This window comes from Corallococcus sp. NCSPR001 (assembly GCF_017309135.1).
GTDB lineage: Bacteria > Myxococcota > Myxococcia > Myxococcales > Myxococcaceae > Corallococcus.
This window is the reverse complement of record NZ_JAFIMS010000002.1, coordinates 5,811,646-5,830,820: the sequence shown is the minus strand read 5'-3', so window position 1 is coordinate 5,830,820 and position 19,175 is coordinate 5,811,646. Positions and strand designations below refer to the sequence as shown.

At 70.8% G+C, this 19,175-nt stretch carries 16 protein-coding genes; 12 read left to right on the top strand and 4 right to left on the bottom strand.

Annotated features, from left to right (window positions below):
* Positions 1 to 10: 10 nt before the first annotated feature.
* Together hutU and JYJ93_RS25210 are read right to left on the bottom strand one after the other, a co-directional pair.
* Positions 11 to 1,666: a urocanate hydratase gene (gene hutU, locus JYJ93_RS25215; protein ID WP_206795409.1), complete on the bottom strand. Its 1,656-nt coding sequence runs from the start codon at positions 1,664 to 1,666 to the stop codon at positions 11 to 13.
* Positions 1,667 to 1,774: 108 nt separating this feature from the next.
* Positions 1,775 to 2,206 (bottom strand): hypothetical protein, encoded by a 432-nt coding sequence (locus JYJ93_RS25210; protein WP_206795407.1) that lies wholly within the window; start codon positions 2,204 to 2,206, stop codon positions 1,775 to 1,777.
* Positions 2,207 to 2,369: 163 nt separating this feature from the next.
* Here JYJ93_RS25210 and JYJ93_RS25205 point away from each other — a divergent pair, with 163 nt between their 5' ends.
* The 5 genes from JYJ93_RS25205 (at position 2,370) to JYJ93_RS25185 (ending at position 11,136) form a co-directional block, all read left to right on the top strand.
* Positions 2,370 to 4,730 (top strand): FdhF/YdeP family oxidoreductase, encoded by a 2,361-nt coding sequence (locus JYJ93_RS25205; RefSeq protein WP_242543926.1) that lies wholly within the window; start codon positions 2,370 to 2,372, stop codon positions 4,728 to 4,730.
* A 5-nt stretch (positions 4,731 to 4,735) separates the two neighbouring features.
* Entirely contained in the window at positions 4,736 to 6,961 is a 2,226-nt protein-coding gene (locus JYJ93_RS25200) for a hypothetical protein (protein WP_206795405.1), read from the top strand.
* Positions 6,962 to 7,151: 190 nt separating this feature from the next.
* Positions 7,152 to 8,906 carry a hypothetical protein gene (locus JYJ93_RS25195; protein ID WP_206795404.1) on the top strand — a complete coding sequence of 585 codons (1,755 nt, stop codon included), beginning with the start codon at positions 7,152 to 7,154 and terminating at the stop codon, positions 8,904 to 8,906.
* A 48-nt stretch (positions 8,907 to 8,954) separates the two neighbouring features.
* Entirely contained in the window at positions 8,955 to 10,202 is a 1,248-nt protein-coding gene (locus tag JYJ93_RS25190) for a sigma-54 dependent transcriptional regulator (protein ID WP_206795402.1), read from the top strand.
* 61 nt (positions 10,203 to 10,263) lie between these two features.
* Positions 10,264 to 11,136: a MaoC/PaaZ C-terminal domain-containing protein gene (locus tag JYJ93_RS25185; RefSeq protein ID WP_206795400.1), complete on the top strand. Its 873-nt coding sequence runs from the start codon at positions 10,264 to 10,266 to the stop codon at positions 11,134 to 11,136.
* Positions 11,137 to 11,184: 48 nt separating this feature from the next.
* Here the strand turns inward: JYJ93_RS25185 and JYJ93_RS25180 are convergent, their stop codons facing one another.
* Positions 11,185 to 11,421 (bottom strand): helix-turn-helix transcriptional regulator, encoded by a 237-nt coding sequence (locus JYJ93_RS25180; RefSeq protein ID WP_043321491.1) that lies wholly within the window; start codon positions 11,419 to 11,421, stop codon positions 11,185 to 11,187.
* Positions 11,422 to 11,754: 333 nt separating this feature from the next.
* On the opposite strand from JYJ93_RS25180, the gene JYJ93_RS25175 reads away from it, so the two are divergent.
* From JYJ93_RS25175 to JYJ93_RS25150, 6 genes are all read left to right on the top strand, one after another.
* Positions 11,755 to 12,162: a (deoxy)nucleoside triphosphate pyrophosphohydrolase gene (locus tag JYJ93_RS25175; RefSeq protein ID WP_206795398.1), complete on the top strand. Its 408-nt coding sequence runs from the start codon at positions 11,755 to 11,757 to the stop codon at positions 12,160 to 12,162.
* 2 nt (positions 12,163 to 12,164) lie between these two features.
* Positions 12,165 to 13,103, top strand: a complete 939-nt coding sequence (locus JYJ93_RS25170) for a hypothetical protein (protein ID WP_206795396.1) — start codon at positions 12,165 to 12,167, stop codon at positions 13,101 to 13,103.
* Positions 13,104 to 13,278: 175 nt separating this feature from the next.
* Positions 13,279 to 15,297, top strand: coding sequence for an ATP-dependent zinc metalloprotease FtsH (ftsH, locus tag JYJ93_RS25165; RefSeq protein ID WP_206800459.1), 2,019 nt, complete (start codon positions 13,279 to 13,281; stop codon positions 15,295 to 15,297).
* A gap of 105 nt (positions 15,298 to 15,402) precedes the next feature.
* Positions 15,403 to 15,651, top strand: coding sequence for an RNA polymerase sigma factor region1.1 domain-containing protein (locus JYJ93_RS25160; RefSeq protein ID WP_014396380.1), 249 nt, complete (start codon positions 15,403 to 15,405; stop codon positions 15,649 to 15,651).
* 84 nt (positions 15,652 to 15,735) lie between these two features.
* Complete coding sequence (locus JYJ93_RS25155; RefSeq protein WP_206795394.1) at positions 15,736 to 16,323, top strand: nucleotide exchange factor GrpE; 588 nt, start codon at positions 15,736 to 15,738, stop codon at positions 16,321 to 16,323.
* A gap of 47 nt (positions 16,324 to 16,370) precedes the next feature.
* Entirely contained in the window at positions 16,371 to 17,906 is a 1,536-nt protein-coding gene (locus JYJ93_RS25150) for a trypsin-like peptidase domain-containing protein (protein WP_206795392.1), read from the top strand.
* 13 nt (positions 17,907 to 17,919) lie between these two features.
* On the opposite strand, the gene JYJ93_RS25145 is transcribed toward JYJ93_RS25150, so the two are convergent.
* Positions 17,920 to 18,552 (bottom strand): DUF6066 family protein, encoded by a 633-nt coding sequence (locus JYJ93_RS25145; protein WP_206795390.1) that lies wholly within the window; start codon positions 18,550 to 18,552, stop codon positions 17,920 to 17,922.
* Positions 18,553 to 18,749: 197 nt separating this feature from the next.
* Here JYJ93_RS25145 and JYJ93_RS25140 point away from each other — a divergent pair, with 197 nt between their 5' ends.
* The gene (locus JYJ93_RS25140) at positions 18,750 to 19,109 is read left to right on the top strand and encodes a PilZ domain-containing protein (protein ID WP_120549467.1); all 360 of its coding nucleotides are present in this window, start codon (positions 18,750 to 18,752) and stop codon (positions 19,107 to 19,109) included.
* The last annotated feature ends 66 nt before the right edge of the window (positions 19,110 to 19,175 follow it).

Here is a 19,175-nt window from a genome sequence, read left to right as displayed (position 1 = left end):
CCGCCGCACTCTAGGCGGTGAGGCCGGGGATGCGCACGCCCCGCTCCTTCGCCACGTCGATGGCCTCCGGGTAGCCCGCGTCCGCGTGGCGCAGCACGCCCATGCCGGGGTCGGACGTGAGGACGCGCTCGATGCGGCGCGCGGCCTCCGGCGTGCCGTCCGCGACGATGACCTGGCCCGCGTGCAGCGAGTAGCCCATGCCCACGCCGCCGCCGTGGTGGAACGACACCCACGAGGCGCCGTTCACCGCGTTCACCAGCGCGTTGAGGATGGGCCAGTCCGCCACCGCGTCCGAGCCGTCCTTCATGGCCTCCGTCTCGCGGTTGGGGGACGCGACGCTGCCGCAGTCCAGGTGGTCGCGGCCAATCACGATGGGCGCCTTCACCTCGCCCTTGCGGACCAGCTCGTTGAACGCGAGGCCCGCCTTGGCGCGCTCGCCGTAGCCCAGCCAGCAGATGCGCGCGGGCAGGCCCTGGAACGCCACGCGCTCCTGGGCCATGTCCAGCCAGCGGTTGAGCGACGCCTTCTGGGGGAACAGCTCGCGCACCGCGCGGTCCGTGCGGCGGATGTCCTCCGGGTCTCCGGACAGCGCCACCCAGCGGAAGGGCCCCAGGCCCTCGCAGAAGAGCGGGCGGATGTACGCGGGCACGAAGCCGGGGAACTCGAAGGCGTTCTCCATGCCGCCCACCTTCGCCTGGCCGCGCAGGTTGTTGCCGTAGTCGAAGACGTGGCTGCCGGCGGCCTGGAAGTCGTTCATGGCCTGCACGTGCATGATCATCGACTCGCGGGCGCGCTTGACGTAGCCCTCCGGGTCGCGCTTGCGCAGCTCCGCGGCGGCCTCCAGCGACAGGTCCGTGGGGATGTAGCCGTTGAGCGGATCATGCGCGCTCGTCTGGTCCGTCACGAGGTCCGGCTTGATGCCGCGCTTGTACAGCTCCCGGAACACCGACGCGGCATTGCCGATGATGGCGATGGAGCGGCCCACGCGCTTGGCTTGCGCGTCCTTCGCCAGGGCCAGCGCCTCGTCCAGGTCCTTGGCCACCACGTCCAGGTAGCGCGTCTCCACGCGGCGCTGCGCGCGGTGCGGATCGATTTCGACGCCCAGGAACACGGCGTTGTTCATGGTCGCGGCCAGCGGCTGCGCGCCGCCCATGCCGCCCAGGCCACCGGAGAGGATGAGCCGGCCGGCCAGGTCCTCGCTGCCGAAGTGGAAGCGGCCCGCGGCGGCGAACGTCTCGTAGGTGCCCTGCAGGATGCCCTGCGTGCCGATGTAGATCCACGAGCCGGCCGTCATCTGGCCGTACATCATCAGGCCCTTCTTCTCCAGCTCGTGGAAGTGCTCCCAGTTGGCCCAGTGGCCCACGAGGTTGGAGTTGGCGATGAGCACGCGCGGTGCGTCCGGGTGCGTGCGCAGGATGCCCACGGGCTTGCCGGACTGCACGAGCAGCGTCTCCTCGTCGGTGAGGCTCTGGAGGCTCTGGACGATGCGGTCGAACGAGGGCCAGTCCCGGGCGGCCTTGCCGGTGCCGCCGTAGACGACCAGGTCTCCGGGCTGCTCGGCCACTTCCGGGTCGAGGTTGTTCATTAGCATCCGGAGCGCGGCCTCCTGCACCCAGCCCTTGCAGGAGAGGGTGGTGCCGCGAGAGGCGCGGATGATGCGGGACATGCGGAAGACTCCTGGAAAGGGGGCGCCGCACCCTAACCGAACCCCCGGGGCCGCGGGGGGCTTGCGTGCAGGGCCAACGTCACTCCCGGACACGCTGGACGCCGTGCGTCAGTAGTCCTTGCGCGCGTCGATGTAGGCGCTGAAGTGGAACACGTTGGTGGAGTCGTAGAACTTGAAGTAGTTGCCCACGGGCAGGCTCAGGGCGTACGCGGTGCCCGAGCAGCCGGTGCAGATGAACGCGCCGTTCTTGCGGATGTTCCAGATGCCGGAGATGTCGTCGACGGTGGTCGAGATGGCGGGCGAGCCCACCAGCTCGAAGTCGTACTCGTTGCCGCCCGCGAACCCGTGGAAGTTCACGAACGCGGTGTTGGTGGACTGGTTCCAGGCGACGACCGTGTTGGAGTTCGTCACCGTGTAGCGCCCGGTGCTGTCGGCGACGTAGAGGCCGCGGCTGGACCAGATGCTGTGGACCACGGGGGCGGCCAGGGCGGGGAGGGACACGAACAGCGCGGCAATGACGGCGGAACGGAAGGCCTTCATGGGGGATGCCTCCTGCTGCGGGGGTTGAAGCGGGGGTATCCTGCATGAACCCTGTTAAACTTGGAAAACATGTTTGTGGCTGATCCCGGGAGAGTTCCGCCAGACCCCGGGCCTGCCGGGAGGACGCGGGCGCGGTAGAGTCCCGCCCGCGCAGAGGTGGGACATGGATCAGGGACAGGACGGGAAGGGGAGCGCGTTGGCGGTGCCGGCGGCCCAGCCTCCGTTGGAGAACCGGGCTCCGGACGTGGGGCCGGTGAAGACGGTGGCAGGCGGCGTGCCGGCGGTGCTGAGCGCGTTCAAGCACGTGCTGGGAGAGGCGGGCCCGTGGCGCGGCGGCAAGCTCATCTGGAAGGTCAACCAGCAGGACGGCTTCGACTGTCCGGGCTGCGCGTGGCCGGACCCCTCCCACCGGTCCGTGCAGGAGTACTGCGAGAACGGCGCGAAGGCGCTGGCGGAGGAGGGCACGCAGGAGCGCGCGACGCCGGAGTTCTTCCGTGAGTGGAGCGTGGCGCGGCTCGCGGAGCAGTCCGACCTGTGGCTGGGCAAGGCGGGCCGGCTGACGCACCCCATGGTGCTGCGCGAGGGCTCGGCGCACTACGAGCCCCTCTCCTGGGATGACGCCTTCGCGCTGGTGGCGGAGGAGTTGAACGCGCTGGGCTCACCGGACGAGGCGGCCTTCTACACGTCCGGCCGCACGAGCAACGAGGCCGCGTTCCTCTACCAGTTGTTCGTGCGGCAGTTCGGCACCAACAACCTGCCGGACTGCTCGAACATGTGCCACGAGTCGAGCGGCACGGGGCTGTCGGAGACGATTGGCATTGGCAAGGGGTCGGTGACGCTGGAGGACTTCGACCACGCGCAGGCCATCTTCGTCATCGGGCAGAACCCGGGCACCAACCACCCGCGCATGCTGACGGCGCTCCAGGCCGCCGCGCGCCGGGGCTGTGAAATCGTCAGCGTCAACCCGCTGCCGGAGACGGGGCTCAACCGCTTCAAGCACCCGCAGGAGGTGCTGCACCTGTTCGGCCCGGGCACGGCGCTGAACAAGCTGTTCCTCCAGGTGCGCATCAACGGCGACGTGGCGCTCCTCCAGGGCCTGGGCAAGGCGCTGCTGGACCGCGAGGCGAAGGCCCCGGGCACGGTGGTGGACCGGGCCTTCGTCGAGGGCAGGACGGCGGGCTTCGACGCGTACGTGGCGCACCTGGCCACGGTGTCCTGGGACGACGTGGTGGAAGAGAGCGGGGTGCCTCGCGAGCAGATTGAAGAGGCCGCGGACATCCTGGCGCGTTCGGAGCGCACCATCTTCTGCTGGGCCATGGGGCTCACGCAGCACAAGAACGCGGTGGGCAACGTGCAGGAGATCGTGAACCTCACGCTCCTGCGCGGCAGCATCGGCAAGCAGGGCGCGGGCGTGTGCCCGGTGCGCGGTCACAGCAACGTGCAGGGCGACCGCACCATGGGCATCTGGGAGCACGCGAAGCCCGAGTTCATGGACGCGCTGTCGAAGGAGTTCGGCTTCGCGCCGCCGCGCCACACCGGCCTGGACACGGTGGGGACGCTCCAGGCGCTGCACGACGGGCGCGTGAAGGTGTTCTTCGCCATGGGCGGCAACTTCCTGTCCGCCACGCCCGACACGGAGTTCACCGCGCAAGCACTCCGGCGCGCGCGGCTCACGGTGCACGTGTCCACGAAGCTCAACCGCGCGCATCTGGTGCATGGCCGGCGCGCGCTCATCCTCCCGTGCCTGGGGCGGACCGAGCACGACGTGCAGGCGTCGGGGCGGCAGTTCGTGACGGTGGAGGACTCGATGGGGATGGTGCACGCATCGCGCGGCGCCGTGGCCCCCGCGTCCGAGCACCTGCTCAGCGAGCCCGTCATCGTGGCCCGGCTGGCGCAAGCGGTGCTGGGGGCGCGCTCGAAGGTGTCGTGGATGTCGCTGGTGGAGGACTACGACCGGGTCCGCGAGCTGATCCAGCGCTGCATCCCGGGCTTCGAGGACTTCAACCGCCGCGTGCACCAGCCCGGCGGGTTCGCGCTGCCCAACGGTCCGCGCGAGGGCCGCTTCACGACGAAGGACGGCAAGGCGCACTTCACGGTGCACCTGATGCCGCGCCACCGGCTGGAGCCCGGGCAGCTCATGATGATGACGCTGCGCTCGCATGATCAGTACAACACCACCGTGTACGGACTGGACGACCGCTACCGGGGCATCCACCAGGGGCGGCGCGTGGTGTTCCTGCACCCGGAGGACGTGAAGGCGCGAGGGCTGACGGCGGGGCAGAAGGTGGACCTCACCAGCCACTTCCAGGGAGAGACGCGGGTGGCGCGCGAGTTCCTGGTGGTGCCGTACAACATCCCGCGCCAGTGCGCGGCGACGTACTTCCCGGAAGCGAACGTGCTGGTGCCGGTGGGCAGCTTCGCGGAGAAGAGCCGCACGCCCACGTCGAAGTCCGTGATCATCACCGTGGCCCCCAGCCCCGAGCCCACGGCCCTGGCGCCCGCCGGCGCTCCGAGGTCCGGGTGAGCCTCATGCCGTCGGTTGAAGCCTCCTCCTGGCCGGAGCCGCTCCAGGCCCTCCATGCGCGCGTCTCCGCGACGCCGCCGCAAGAGGCCGTGGCGTCGAGCGCGGAGTGGCGAGAGGACTTCGCCCGCTGGGTGCGCGGGGCTTCACTGGAGGAGCGCACGCGTGCCCAGGCCGCCGCGTGGGAGCGGCTGTCTCCGGGCGAGCGCACCCCTGCCGAGCTCCTCTTCCTCCTGGCGTCGCTCAGCGAGCTGCTCTGGCCCTACGAAGAGCCGCGCGCGGGGCTCTTGAAGCAGTTGATCGCGAGGCGTGACGCGGCGGTGGCGGCACTTCGCGAGGCGGGCGACACGGAGAGCGCCGAGCGCATCCAGCGGGAGAGCACCCTCACCATCTCCACGGTGCTCACGCGCCACCTCAAGCGCCACCCGGAGGCGCTGTCGACGCTGGTGCGCGACGTGCCCTGCACCTACGACGGCCGCGCGCTGCGCTTCCAGGACTCGGTGGAGGTGGACCTCAAGTACGTCATGGGCACGGGCGCGAAGTCCGTGGACCTGCTGGAGCAGCTGCGCTCGCTGCTCCCCGACACCCGCGACGGGGGCCGCGACAAGCTCACCGACTTCATCCGCACGCGCGCCGCGCGCATCCCGTGGCGTGAGGCGAGTGAGGTGCTGGGTGAGCGCCTCTTCGCGCTGGCCACGTCGCCGGACGGCCGCAGCGGCATGCGTGGCTTCCTCGCGTGCTACCCCAATGGGCGCAAGGAGCCGGACTGGTGCTCGCGCGCGGGGCTCCTGCTGGCGCGCACCGTGGAGGTGGGCGGACCGCCCGCGGTGGTGGAGAACCTCTGCGACCTGCTCACGCTCTTTGACGCGCCCCCGGTGGACGGCCTGCGCGGCGCACTGGGCGCGCTCGTGCAGAGCGACTTCGAGACCGCCGCCGACCTGGGCCACGCGCGCTTCGTGCTCGACCACTGCCAGGGCACGATGCGCAAGGCCGAGCCCGCGCTGGCGCTCACGCTCCTGTGGCTGGAGGAGCGCCTGTTCCGCGCCTCCGTGCGGCGTGGCGTGCCGGAGGCGTTCGAGCGGCGCACCCGCGCCCGCGCGAAGCTGGAGTCGCTGCCCGGCTTCACGCACCTGGTGTGGCTGGCGGAGGAGTGCGCGGAGATGTGGCCGCGCTTCCGCACGCCCGCGCGGCCCGGTCTGGATGGCCTGGTCGCCTGGCGCAAGGAGGTGACCTGGCGCATGGGCCGCAAGCCCGTGCTGCGCAAGGCGGCCATCGAGTTCCTCCTGTGGTGCGCACCCGATGAGGCCTCGTCGGAGGCGGAGCTGGCCACGCTGTCGCTCGTCCGCAACGCCACGGATCGGCGGCTGGTGCGCAAGATGCTGGAGCATCCGTCTCCGCGGGCCCGCTTCCGTGCCCGCTCGCTCCAGTCCTACCTCCAGGCCGGAGCAGGGCAGGACAAGCACGCACCTCCCTCCGAGGCTTCCGAGCCCTCGACGCTGACGGCCTCCCTGCGCCACCTGCACGTGACGCGCGCGGTGCCCCTGGGGGGACGCACCTGGCTGCGGGACCGCGACCTGGAGGACGTGCTCGTGGGCGCGGTGGGACGCGTGGAGGCGGAGGCCGCCCAGCGCCATCTCCAGCGCTTCCGAGACGAGACGCCGGAGCTGGTCGCGGGGCTGCTCGAAGGGCTGCGCTCGGAGCTGGCGCATGTGCAGGCGGCGCTGGGGTCACTGGTGGCGTCGCCGCTGTCGCTGTCCATGACGGTGCACCGCCACCCGGAGCCTTCTCCGGAGGCCGCGTCGGAGATCGCCTTCATCGTGTCCGTGGAGCGCGAGGGCTTCGTGCGCACACGCCGGGTCGTCCGCGTGCCGGTGGCGAAGCTGGAGCAGCGCGGAGAGGGGCAGTGGCTGCCCACGTTCCGCCTGGGCCGCGAGCGCCTGGACGCGCTGCTCTCCCGCACGGAGGCCGCGTTCTGCCTCTTCCTGGTACCCGCCTTCGTGCGCCCGGAGCTGTGGGTGATGCCGGCCCGGCTGGCCCGGGCCTCGATGGAGACCCAGGGCGCCCTGTCCGGCGTACCGCGCGAGGCCGCGCAGGGGGCCTCCCGGTCCCTGGCGCAGTGGCTGGTGTACGACGTGCTGGGCCTGTGGGTGGGCGACGAGCGCCCCGACGTCATCGAGGCCTCCCGCGAGGGAGACGCTGCCGCCGGCTTCGTGGTCGACCTCACCGTCCGCTGACCGCTCCGCGAAATGCCCCGGGAAATGTCCGGGAATATCCAGAAGCCCCGGCGTAAAGGCCCACGAGGGGTGCTGGAACACGCCTGGGAGGGGTCCCGGGTCACAGGTCCGTCCGTCGGCTGACGGAGACGGCATGCCTCCACGCGCGCGTCGTCGCCGTGTCTCCAGGGAAGCAAGAGAGGCATTCGTCATGAAGACTTCGTTGCGTGCGGCGTGGGCCCTGCTGGGCCTGGCCGCCACGGTCGGACTGGGTGCGTGTGGTGAAGGCACCGGAGTGAACGCCGAGCACCGGCTCGTGTCGTCCTCCGGCGAGCCCGTCCTTGCACAGCAGACGTCGGCGCTGTCGGACACGCTGGAGCAGTACGCGGCCAAGTGCGACGCGGCCATCGGCGCCACGGTGCCGGACTTCAACTGCGAGCTGGGCACGCTCGTGCCCACGACGAACCACGTCAACGGCAAGTGTGACCGGCCCAACCGGCTCAACGAGCAGTGCGACCCGGGCAGCCGCTTCCAGGTGCTGAAGGACACGGCGGACGTGTCCATCGTCGCGCACTGCCGCAAGCAGGGGAACGCGGCGAACTACTACGGCGACATCGCCGTCATCCAGACGAACAAGAAGAACGGCGCCACCTGCTTCTACCAGGCGCTGGGCACGCTCTACGGCGCGGACGTGAAGGCGCCCTCCAAGGGCACGGGTGCGTGGAGCTGGAAGACGCCCGCGGACACGGCGTCCATCCGCTGCGTGCGCTGCCATGACAACGGGGCGCTCATCCGCTCGCCGTACCTGACGCAGGTGACGGGCGTGAACAAGCTGCCGGGCGCGGGCGACTACGGCTTCAACCGCGACCAGCCGTACCGCTTCATCGGCGCCGACTTCGCGACGTGGAAGGCCTACAAGGTGGAGGTCGCTGGCAACGTGTGCCTGGGCTGCCACCGCATGGGCACGAACAACCAGCTGGGCTACGACGACGGCGTGGCGCTGGACCTGGGCATCCGCGCCACCGCGACGTCGGAGGTGGCGAAGAACCCGCACTCGCCCTCGTCGCCCATCTGGATGACGCCGGGCTCCACCTACTACAACCCGGACAACGCCGCGGCCGCCGCCGAGCTCCGCGCCTGCGCGCTGCGCCGCAACGAGGTGCCGCTGCCCAACACGGCCGCGTGCCGCATCACCCAGTACACGGACGTGGGCGTGCCCAACCTGCCGGGCACCTTCACGGCGGTGTGGGAGCCGAGCACGCAGTCGGAGATCCAGGCCTACGCCCGCACCTACGCGGACTACCGCGAGAAGTATGATCAGCTCTGGTCGCAGGGCTGGCGCCTGCACACGCTGCAGCCGTACGTGGTGGGCACGCAGGTGCTCTACAACGCCGTCTGGCGTCCGAGCACCGAAGGCGAGATCCAGCTCTACGGCGCCACGTACACCGCCTTCCGCGCGAAGTACGACGAGCTGTGGCCGCAGGGCTGGCGCCTGAAGATCCTCCAGCCGTACGTGGTGAACGGGCAGACGTATTACACGGCCGTCTGGCGCCCGAGCACCGAAGGGGAGATTCAAATCTACGGCGCGAGTTATGCGTCGTACCGCTCGACGTACGACTCGCTGTGGCCGCAGGGCTGGCGCCTGAAGCTGTTGCAGCCGTACGTGGTGAACGGGCTGACCTATTACACGGCGGTGTGGCGCCCCAGCACCGAGGGCGAGGTGCAGGTGTACGGCGCCACGTACGCGTCCTACCGCGCGACGTATGACTCGCTGTGGCCGCAGGGCTGGCGCCTGAAGCTGCTGGAGCCGTACCTGGTGAACGGGCAGACCTACTACACGGCGGTGTGGCGGCCTGGCACCGCGGGCGAGCTCCAGTTGTACGGCTCCGACTACAGCGGCTACCGCGGCTCCTACGACTCGCTGTGGCCGCAGGGCTGGCGCCTGAAGATCCTCCGCGCCTACTGAGCGCGGTCCACCATCCGTCATCGGTCCCAGGGGGGAACCGTTTCCTCAATGAACCTGCCGAGCGAGGAGTCCGCCGTGACGCGTTTCCACTGCGAGATGAAGTCGGAGCAGAAGGGGGGGCGCGCGCGGGCCCAGGATGAACGTCCAGGGACCTACGTGGACGGGGTCCGGTGGCGCCAGTCGCGGGCCCGGGGGCGGAGCGGATCCACGGGGGGATATCCGCCCGCGCGGGACGAGACGGTCGCTCCCGCGCCGTTGAACCGCGACGAGGCGAAGCGCGCGCTCCGGATGCAGGTGGCTCCGGAGCGCGGGGAGTCGCTCGCACCGGGGACGCAGCAGCAGGCGACCTTCGGAGAGCTGGTCGCCACGTCCGCCACGGCGAGGGCCAGCTTCGAGCGCATGGCGCGCGCGGCGGCATGCGACGCCACGGTGCTGCTGGAAGGGGAGACGGGCACGGGCAAGAGCCGCGCGGCGCTCGCCATCCACCGCGCCGGGGCTCGCGCGAACGCGCCGTTCCTCGTCGTGGACTGCGGCGCGCTCCCGGCCAACCTCCTGGAGAGCGAGCTGTTCGGTCACGAGAAGGGGGCCTTCACCGGCGCCATCCAGCGGCGCGTGGGCGCCTTCGAGGAGGCCGACGGAGGCACCATCTTCCTGGACGAGATTGGCGAGCTCCCCGCCGAGCTCCAGCCGAAGTTGCTGCGCGTGCTGGAGAACCGGGAGATCCGCCGCCTGGGCTCCAACACGTACCAACCGGTCAACGTGCGCGTCATCGCGGCCACGCACCGCGACCTGCGCACGGAGGTCCAGGAGGGCCGCTTCCGCGCGGACCTGTACTTCCGCCTCGCGGTGGTGGGCATCCCGTTGCCGTCGCTGCGCGAGCGCACGGAGGACATCCCGCTCATCGTCGAGCGCATCCTCGCGGGGCTGGGCGCCACGCCCGAACAGCTCGCGAGGCTCACCACGCCGGACTTCCTCACGCGCCTCCAGCGCGCCGCCTGGCCGGGCAACGTGCGCGAGTTGCGCAACCACCTGGAGCGCTGCCTCGTCTTCCAGAGCGCGCTGCCGCCCACGTCGCCGGATGCCGTGAATGCCCTGGCCTCCACGGCCCCTCGCGCGGTGGATGCCTCGCTGACGTACGCGGAGTCGCGCCGCCGGGCGCTGGAGGCCTTCGAGCACGACTACGTCGAAGCGCTCCTCAAGCTGCACGGAGGCAAGGTATCCCAGGCCGCCGCCGCGGCGGACATGGACCGCGTCTACCTGTACCGGCTCCTGCGCCGGCACGGCCTCAAGAGCTGACGCCGGGCGAGGGCTCACAAATCCCGCGCGCGGCGGGAGCGGGTGTCGGAGAATCCTCCGCATGTCCGCTCCCATCCTCGACCTGCACTCGCTCCCGTCGATGCCCGCCACGCTCCTGCGCGCGGCGAATCCCTTCGGGAAGTCCCGGGGCAGCGCCACGCTGCCGGCCCTGACGCTGCGGGCGCATGGCTGCCGCGCGACGCCCGTGCTGCTGGAGCGCTACCGGACCGCGTGCGGCTTCGACGCCGACGGCTTTCTGCCGCTCCCGTACCCGCAGGTGCTGGCCACGCCGCTGCACATGGAGCTGCTGGGGCTGCCCGACTTCCCGTACTCCGCCGTGGGCATGGTGCACGTGCGCAACCGCATCCAGCAGCACCGCCGCGTGCCGGACACCACCGCGCTCACCGTGGCCTGCCGCTTCGAAGCCCGGCGCGAAGCGCCCGCCGGCGATGAGTTCGACATCGAGACTCGCGTCGAAGCCCAGGAGACCGGCGAGCTGCTGTGGCAGGCCGTCAGCACCATGCTGCGCCGCGATGCCGAGCGGAAGGACAAGGACGGCGCGCGCAAGGCCCCTCCGCCGGAGGACACGCGCTTCGCGTCCAGCCGCCCCGCGCCCTGGAGCATCCCCGCGGACACCGGGCGCCGCTATGCGCGGGCCTCCGGCGACTTCAACCCCATCCACCTCACCGCCGTCACCGCGAAGCCCTTCGGCTTCCCTCGCGCCATCGCGCACGGCATGTGGACGCTCGCGCGCTGCGTGGCGGAGCTGGGCGAAGCGGCCCATGCGGACGCGCTCTCGCTGGATTGCGACTTCAAGAAGCCCCTCCTCCTTCCGTCCCGGGTGACGTTCCAGACGGCTCGCGAGTCCGCGGGCGTGGCGTTCCGGGTGCTGTCGGAGGAGGGGAAGCCGCACCTGGTGGGGCGGCTGGCCTGAGGAGACGGGCGACGCGCCGGCGGGCCGGGGAGGGGCCCGCCAGACGCGTCAATCACTCAGCTCCGGGAGGTCCGGCAGACTGTCCGGGTCCAGCTTCATCAGGGCGCACAACCGGCTCAGCGTGGGGATGGTGGGGACCATCACCCCTCGCTCGACGCGGGCCAGGACTTCCACGCCCAGTTCCAGATGCTCCGCGACTTCCTCCATGGAGAGCCCCGCCTGCTGCCGCGCTGCCTTCAGCGCGGCGCCAAGCGCTTCGGCCCGCTCTCTCCGACTCTGTGTCATCCCCCGAGCATGGCGCCATCCGGCCCGCGCGTCACTTGAATCCCACACGCACCCCTCATGGACGGTGGCCCGGCCAGGGAGCGCCTCCCCGGGACGTGAAGTCCCCAACAGCCCGCCCTCCCCCGGTTCCAGGTGACCCGAGGCCCGTCCGGGCCCGCCCGAGAATCCCGTTGACCCACCCCCGGACGGCGGGGCCGGGTGGGGTGGCCTCGCGTCCCGGGCATGCGCACGCTGCTGGCCAGGTGGGGCCTTGCGCATTGGCGCGGGACAGGGGCTGTGTTACGCCGCCGCACCCTGTCGTCCATCTTTGGGACCCCAATCGAGGAGAAGTGAATGACCCGTCGTCACGTGCGAGTCGTCGGCGCGATGCTCCAGAACGAGATGGGTCGCTACCTCATCACCCAGCGTCCTCCCACCGCGTCGCTGCCCCTGCTGTGGGAGTTCCCGGGCGGCCGGGTGGAGGAGGGGGAGCAGGACACGGCGGCGCTCGCCCGCGAGCTGCAGGAGGAGATGGGGGTCCGCATCGTGGTGCTCGAGCAGGTCATGCACACCCACCACGAGTACCCGACCTACGACATCGACTTCCGCGTGTTCCGCTGCCGCCTGAGCGACCCGGACGCGGAGATCCACCACCTGCGCGTGCATGACCACCGCTGGGTGGCGCTGGAGGAGATGGGCCAATACCGCTTCCCCGACGCGGACGCGAAGACCCTGGCCCGGCTGCTGGACCTGGACCACTGACCATGCGCCCCTCCACGCGCCTCGCCGCCGCCGCGGGCCTCCTCTTGTCCGCCGCCTGCTCCAGCTCCCGCCCCGCCCCCACGGGCGCCAGCGCTCCGGACGCCGGCATGCAGCAGGTGCCAGCGACGGGGATGGAGGGCTGCCTGCTCTACACGGACGGCCGCCAGACGGGCACCGTGCCCCGACAGGTCCCGGAGCTGTCCGGCCTGGCCGCCAGCCAGCGCCACCCGGGCATCTTCTGGGGACACAACGACTCCAACAACGCCTTCGAGCTGTTCGCCCTGGACGAGACGGGCGCGGTGAAGGCCACGCTGAGCCTCACCGGCGCGGACCCCCGCGACATCGAGGACATCGCCGTGGGCCCGTGCGCGCCCGGGGGCAACGCGTCCTGCATCTTCCTGGCGGACACCGGCGACAACTTCGAGCGGCGCAAGGAGGTGCGCCTGTTCCGGCTGCCCGAGCCCGCCTCCGTCGAGAACGCCTCGGTCGCGGTGGAGACGCTGCCCTTCACCTACGAGGACGGCGCCCATGACGCCGAGTCGCTCATCGTGGATGCCCGCTCCGGGCAGGTGGGGATCCTCACCAAGACGCGCGTGTCCCTGGGCGACCTGTACGCGGTGGAGGGGCTGAAGCCCGGCGCCACGGGCAAGGCTCGCAAGCTGGGCACCCTGCGCGTGCCGGATGACGTGGACCGCCTGTCCACCGCCGCCGCCCTGCACCCCTCCGGCGAGCGCCTGCTGGTGCGCACGTACACCCGCGTGTGGGAGCTGCGCCGCCCGGACGCGAAGCGGCTGGAGGACTTCGTGAAGGCGCAGGTGGTGGAGGTCCCCGGCGCCAGCCAGGCCCAATCCGAGGCCGTGACGTTCCTCCAGGACGGCCGCGGCTACCTGTTGGGCAGTGAGTTCGCGGGCGAGCCCCTGGTCCGCGTCGACTGCCGCTGATCGGACAGTCCCGACCCCGTTCGTCGTCATCCGATCACGCCCTGCGGTTGACGGCTTGGCGGTGGTGACCATCTTTGGCCGGCTGAGGGAACCGTCATCCGACATGGTGTCGAATGCACGGGGGAGGGGGAGGGCGAGCGTGCCGACGATGAAGCCACAGGACCTGCCGCCGGGGATGGGCCCGCGCGGAAAGAAGAGCGACAAGCCAACACCCACGAAAGGTGGGTTCAAGTTCGGCTCACCACTGGGCTACATCCTCCTGCTCGTCCTGGGGTTCCTGCTGTTCCGGAACGTGTTTCAGGACGCGGGCGTGCGCCGGGTGTCGTACAGCCAACTGCGCGACGCGGTGGAGAACAACCAGTTCAGCCGTGTCCAGATTTCAAACGAGTGGGTGAAGGGCTTCCTCAAGGACAATGCCCAGCCTCCTCCGGGGGAGCGCGGCACGCTGCGCAGCGAGCCTTCCGCCCTGCCGTGGATGGCCTACCGCGTCCCCGGTGACGAGGGCCTGGTGCCGCTCCTGGAGCAGAAGGGCATCCAGTTCGAGGCCGTGCCCCAGTCCAGCTTCAGCGAGGTGCTGTGGATCTGGCTCATCCCGATGGGCCTGCTCATCCTCTTCTGGAGCTTCATGATGCGCCGGATGTCCGGCGGCATGGGTCAGGGCCCGCAGAGCGTCATGTCCTTTGGCAAGACGCGCGCGAAGGTGCAGGCGGAGGCCGACACCGGCGTGGGCTTCAAGGACGTGGCCGGCGTGGACGAGGCCGTGGACGAGCTGCGCGAGATCGTCGAGTTCCTCAAGACGCCGGAGAAGTTCCGCCGCCTGGGCGGCCGCATCCCCAAGGGCGTGCTGCTCGTGGGCCCTCCGGGCACGGGCAAGACGCTGCTGGCGCGGGCCGTCGCGGGTGAAGCGGGCGTGCCCTTCTTCAACCTCTCCGGTTCGGAGTTCGTGGAGATGTTCGTCGGCGTGGGCGCGGCCCGCGTCCGCGACCTCTTCGCCCAGGCCACCGCGAAGGCGCCGTGCATCATCTTCATCGACGAACTGGACGCCATCGGCAAGAGCCGCAACTCGGGCGTGGCCGGCGGCCATGACGAGCGCGAGCAGACGCTCAACCAGCTGCTCGCGGAGATGGACGGCTTCGACAGCCGCGCGGGCCTCATCATCCTGGCGGCGACGAACCGCCCGGAGATTTTGGACAGCGCGCTGATGCGCCCGGGCCGCTTCGACCGGCAGGTGCTGGTGGACCGCCCGGACAAGCGCGGCCGCGAGCGGGTGCTGGAGATCCACGCCAAGGGCGTGAAGCTGGCCCAGGACGTGGACCTCAAGGTGATTGCCAGCCGAACGCCGGGCTTCGCCGGCGCGGACCTGGCCAACGTGGTGAACGAGGCGGCGCTGCTCGCCGCGCGCAAGAACCGCGACGCGGTGATGCGGGCGGACTTCGAGGAGGCCATCGAGCGCGTGGTGGCGGGCCTGGAGAAGAAGAACCGCCGCATGAACGAGCGCGAGAAGGAGATCGTCGCGCACCACGAGGCGGGCCACGCGGTGGTGGGCTGGATGCTGCCCTACGCGGAGCGAGTGACGAAGGTGTCCATCATCCCGCGCGGCCTGGCGGCGCTGGGCTACACCATGTCGCTGCCGCTGGAGGACCGCTACCTCATGTCCTTCGACGAGCTGCGCGACAAGATGGCCGGCATGATGGGCGGCCGCGCGGCGGAGGAGATCTTCATCGGCGAGGTGTCCACCGGCGCGTCCAACGACATCAAGCAGGCGACGGAGATCGCCAAGATGATGGTCCGCGACTACGGCATGAGCACGCTGGGGCCGGTGGCGCTGAGCGGTGAGCAGGGGCCCGGCTTCCTGCGGTCCGCGGGCATGCCGGAGACTCGCAGCTACTCCGAGCAGACGGCGCGGATGATCGACGACGAGGTCCGCAAGATGGTCGCCGAGGCGCTGGACCGCGCCCGGGAGGTCCTCCACACGAACCGTGAGAAGGTGGAGGCCCTGGCGGCGCGGCTGTTGGCGACGGAGGTCATCGAGGAGGAGGCGATGATCACCATCCTGGGGCCCAAGGTGCTGGCGCAGCGCGGCCTGCTCCACCCGGAAGCGCGCACGGTCATCTCCGCGCACCCCGTGGGGGGCACGGAGTCCGAGCCGAACGTGCCGCCCACGCAGCACGCTGAAGGCAAGCTCGACTCCTAGTTCTTGCCTGCCTGCCCTCCGGGCAGCCCTTCGCCCACCGGATCCACCGCCAGCCTGCGGTGACCGGTGGGCGAAATTACTTTCCAACGACAAGGAGGCGTCGCCGTGGAGAACCGGATTGGAAAGAGCTACGTCGCGCGGAAAGCGTTGTTCGCCAAGGGCCTGAAGGACGGCCGGCTCACGGTGCAGGAGATCGAGGAGGCGCTCCCCGCGGGGACGCTGACGGCCGCCGAGCGGTGGCTCCTCTACTACTCCCTTCGCGCCGCGCAGGTGGAGATCATCGACGAGGTGACCGGGCAGGTGGATCACGGCTTCATGGCGGAAGCGCCGCCCCAGGCCCCGTCCAACCATTAGGCGCGTTGACAGGACCGTCCTCGCGGTTACGTTCGCGCCGCTCATCGAGGTTCGCTTCTTCCAACCCCTGGCGCAGGTTCGACAATGGACGGCAATCCCCGCAGCGACGAGACCCCGGAGACGCAGCCCCCCGCTGACACCCAGGTGGAGGCGGCCGATGACACGCAGGCCGACGCCGCCCAGGATGGCGAGGTGGCGCGGCTCCAGGCGGAGCTGGAGGCGGCGCGCCGCCGGGTGAACGAGCTGGCCCGGGGGCTCCAGGACCTGACCAAGGACCGCGAGGAGTTCAAGCAGCGCATCACCCGCGAGCGCGAGCGCATGCTCGACGTGGAGCGCGGCAACGTGGCCCGCACGCTGCTGGAGGCCATCGACGAGCTGGACCTGGTGCTCAACGCCAGCCAGCAGGACTCCTCCCCGGTGGTCCAGGGCGTGCGGATGATCCGCGACAGCCTGCTGTCCAAGGCCCAGGCCACCGGCATCGAGCGCATCCAGGTGGTGGGGCGCCCGTATGATCCGAACCTCGCCGAGGCGGCGGACATGGAGGTGACGCCCGTCCCCGCGGATGACCAGAAGGTCGTCGCCGAGTTCCGAGCGGGCTACCGCCTGAAGGACCGCGTCATCCGCCCCGCCCGGGTGAAGGTGGCCCGGTACGTGGCCCCGGCCCAGGCCTGAGCGGGCCGGGAAGGGGGGCGGCCACCGGTCTGTTGGGCCCTGACGCCATGGCCCGCCGTGTAAGCTGCCACCCCGTGTCCGTCCGACTGTTCAGCGTCCTTTGCGCGGTGGCGCTCGCCTCGGTGGCGGGAGCCGCCGAGGATCCGCTCAAGCCCTGGCTCCAGGCCCGGGTGCGCGAGCACCTGGCCTACTTCGCCTCTCCGGCGCCCGCGACGGTGGACGCCCCGGCCATCGCGGGCGTGTCCTCGCTGTGGCGCGAGCGCCCCGCAGGCTACGCGGGCCTGCCGCGCTTCACGCCCCCCACGTCGCTGGCGCCGCTGATCCGCGCGGTGGAGGCGGGCGTGGTGAACATCACCACGGTGGGGCCCGGCGCGGTGGCGGGCGCGGTGAAGCGCTCCACCGGCTCCGGCTTCGTGCTGACGCCCGACGGGCTCGTCGTCACCAACAACCACGTGGTGGCCAACGCTCAAGGGCCGGCGGTGTACCCCACCGGCTCCGGCGTCACGCCGGGCAAGGACGGCCCCCGCGAGGTGCCCGTGCAGCAGGTGTCCGTGCGCCTGGCGGACGGCCGCGAGTTCCCCGCGGAGGTGGTGGGCCGCGACGCGTCCACGGACGTGGCGCTCCTGCGGCTGAACGGCGCCGGGCTGGGGACGCTGCCCGCGGTGTTCCTGGGGGACTCGGACGCGCTGGAGGTGGGGGACTGGGTGGTGGCCATCGGCAACCCGTTCGGCCTGGACCACTCGGTGGCGCACGGGATGATTTCGGCGAAGGAGCGCGTGCTGGGCGTGGGCCAGTTCGACGACTTCATCCAGACGGACGCGCTCATCAACCCCGGCAACTCCGGCGGCCCGCTCTTCAACATGAAGGGCGAGGTGATTGGCGTGAACACCGCCATCATCAGCGAAGGGCAGGGCATCGGCTTCGCGGTGCCCATCAACCTGGTGAAGGACCTGCTGCCCAACCTGCGGGAGAACGGGAAGCTGGAGCGCGGCTGGCTGGGCGTCGTCATCAACGAGGACGGCGCGGACGCCACCGCCACGGCGCCGGTGGTGAAGGACGTCTACCGCGGCAGCCCCGCCGCCCAGGCGCGCATCCGCCCCGGGGACCGGCTGGTGGCGGTGAACGGGCGGCCCATTGGCAGCTACCTCCAGCTCTTGCGCAAGGTGGCGCTCCTGGCCCCGGGCACGGAGGCGAAGCTGACGCTGCTGCGCGACGGCGGCACCCAGGAGGTGGCGGTGCGGCTCGTGGCCCGGCCCGCGCAGGAGGCCACGGAGGGGCTCTCCAACCGGGGCGGCAGCAGCGCGAATGACCTGGGGCTGGTGCTGCGGGACCTGACGCCAGAGGTGGCCGCGCCCCTGGGCTACGAGGCCTTCCTGGGCGCGCTCGTGTCCGGCGTGGTGCCGCGCAGCCCGGCGGAGCAGGCCGGACTGCGCGCGGGCGACGTCGTCATGGAGGTGAACCGCCGCCGCGTGAAGGATGCCGCCGGGGTGAAGGCCGCCCTGGAGCGGGGTAGCGCCGGGGCCAGCATCCTCCTGCGCGTCCAGCGGGGCGACGCGCTCCAGTACATCGCCATCGCCCGCTGAGAACGCGCCGGCGCTACTTCGCGGCGTCCTTGCCGTTGATCCACAGCCCCATCTGGTTGCCGGTGCGGCCCTCGGTGACGAGGATGGCCTCGATGCGGGCGTTGACGCCGTAGTTCTTCCCGCCGCCCTTCTTGGGCAGCGTCCACACCGACTGCGGCGTGAAGACGACCTGCGCGCGCACGCCCCGGGTGCTGAAGACGCGCTGGAAGGTGCCGCCGTTCCACATGTCCGGCGCCGTGCCGCTCACCGTGAGGTAGTTCATCACCGGGTTGCCCTGCGCGTCCGTCTTCTTCGGAGCGCCGTGGCACAGGCCGTACTTCCCGCCCGAGAAGAAGGGCGTGATGTTGATGGTGTACTCGTTATTGCCGGGGTTGAAGTCGCCGGGGGACAGCATGCCTGCGTCGTCCTCGGTGACGATCATGTACAGGCGCTTGCCCGTGTACTTCTTGCGGAAGGCCTCCGCCTGCTGCTTGCACTGCGGGTCCACGAGCGCCCCGTCACACTCGCCCACGTACTTCTCCAGGAAGGCCCCCAGCCCCCCCAGGGGCTCGGACTCGTCACGCAGCTTCGCGAAGCGCGAGTCGACGTCGGCCAGGGCGAGCGTGGGCACAAGGAGGGCGAAGGCGGCGGCCAGGATGCGATTCACGGCGGGAAACTCCGGAAAAAAGGGGGGAAGGACAGCCTGGGGATGGTGCCACTCCCGCCGCGCCGGGGGCAGCGCTTTCCCGTGAACCGGAACAGGGTGAGTCACGGTGCGTCAGGGTGGATGTAGGTGATTATTTGCCTACATCTGGCTACCGTGTAGTTTGCCCCTGTCCCCACCTGTCTCGGAGCCCTCCCCGCATGAACACGCAGCCCCAGGAACGCCGCTCCCACCTGCGCTTCGACAAGATCTTCACCGTGTACCTGTCCACCCAGGACGGGATGATGCGGGGCATCGGCCGCAACATCAGCGCGCGGGGCATGTTCATCGAGGTGCGCGACTCGCTGGGGCTGGGCGAGAAGCTGAAGGTGACGTTCGCGGGCGAGGACGGCACGGAGATGACGTGCCTGTGCGAGGTCCGCTACCAGGTGGCGCTGGCCTTTGGCCGCAAGGACGGGCGTCCCGGCAACAGCCGCGGCGTGGGGCTGCGCATCGTGGCCTACGAGACCCTGGATGACGCGCCGCTGCTCCTGGTGGACCGCGAGCGGGTGATGCACTGAAACACCACGGGGCACGGCCCTTCCCCTGTTGAGAGGGAAGACACCGTGCCCCGGGGGGCGACGCGG

What these genes read in the sequence shown, in the direction of transcription:
- hutU (WP_206795409.1), bottom strand. Translation starts at nt 1,666, where the DNA reads ATGTCCCGCATCATCCGCGCCTCTCGCGGCACCACCCTCTCCTGCAAG.
- JYJ93_RS25205 (WP_242543926.1), top strand. Translation starts at nt 2,370, where the DNA reads ATGGATCAGGGACAGGACGGGAAGGGGAGCGCGTTGGCGGTGCCGGCG.
- JYJ93_RS25200 (WP_206795405.1), top strand. Translation starts at nt 4,736, where the DNA reads ATGCCGTCGGTTGAAGCCTCCTCCTGGCCGGAGCCGCTCCAGGCCCTC.
- JYJ93_RS25210 (WP_206795407.1), bottom strand. Translation starts at nt 2,206, where the DNA reads ATGAAGGCCTTCCGTTCCGCCGTCATTGCCGCGCTGTTCGTGTCCCTC.
- JYJ93_RS25190 (WP_206795402.1), top strand. Translation starts at nt 8,955, where the DNA reads ATGAACCTGCCGAGCGAGGAGTCCGCCGTGACGCGTTTCCACTGCGAG.
- JYJ93_RS25155 (WP_206795394.1), top strand. Translation starts at nt 15,736, where the DNA reads ATGGACGGCAATCCCCGCAGCGACGAGACCCCGGAGACGCAGCCCCCC.
- JYJ93_RS25185 (WP_206795400.1), top strand. Translation starts at nt 10,264, where the DNA reads ATGTCCGCTCCCATCCTCGACCTGCACTCGCTCCCGTCGATGCCCGCC.
- ftsH (WP_206800459.1), top strand. Translation starts at nt 13,279, where the DNA reads ATGGGCCCGCGCGGAAAGAAGAGCGACAAGCCAACACCCACGAAAGGT.
- JYJ93_RS25150 (WP_206795392.1), top strand. Translation starts at nt 16,371, where the DNA reads ATGGCCCGCCGTGTAAGCTGCCACCCCGTGTCCGTCCGACTGTTCAGC.
- JYJ93_RS25140 (WP_120549467.1), top strand. Translation starts at nt 18,750, where the DNA reads ATGAACACGCAGCCCCAGGAACGCCGCTCCCACCTGCGCTTCGACAAG.
- JYJ93_RS25175 (WP_206795398.1), top strand. Translation starts at nt 11,755, where the DNA reads ATGACCCGTCGTCACGTGCGAGTCGTCGGCGCGATGCTCCAGAACGAG.
- JYJ93_RS25195 (WP_206795404.1), top strand. Translation starts at nt 7,152, where the DNA reads ATGAAGACTTCGTTGCGTGCGGCGTGGGCCCTGCTGGGCCTGGCCGCC.
- JYJ93_RS25170 (WP_206795396.1), top strand. Translation starts at nt 12,165, where the DNA reads ATGCGCCCCTCCACGCGCCTCGCCGCCGCCGCGGGCCTCCTCTTGTCC.
- JYJ93_RS25180 (WP_043321491.1), bottom strand. Translation starts at nt 11,421, where the DNA reads ATGACACAGAGTCGGAGAGAGCGGGCCGAAGCGCTTGGCGCCGCGCTG.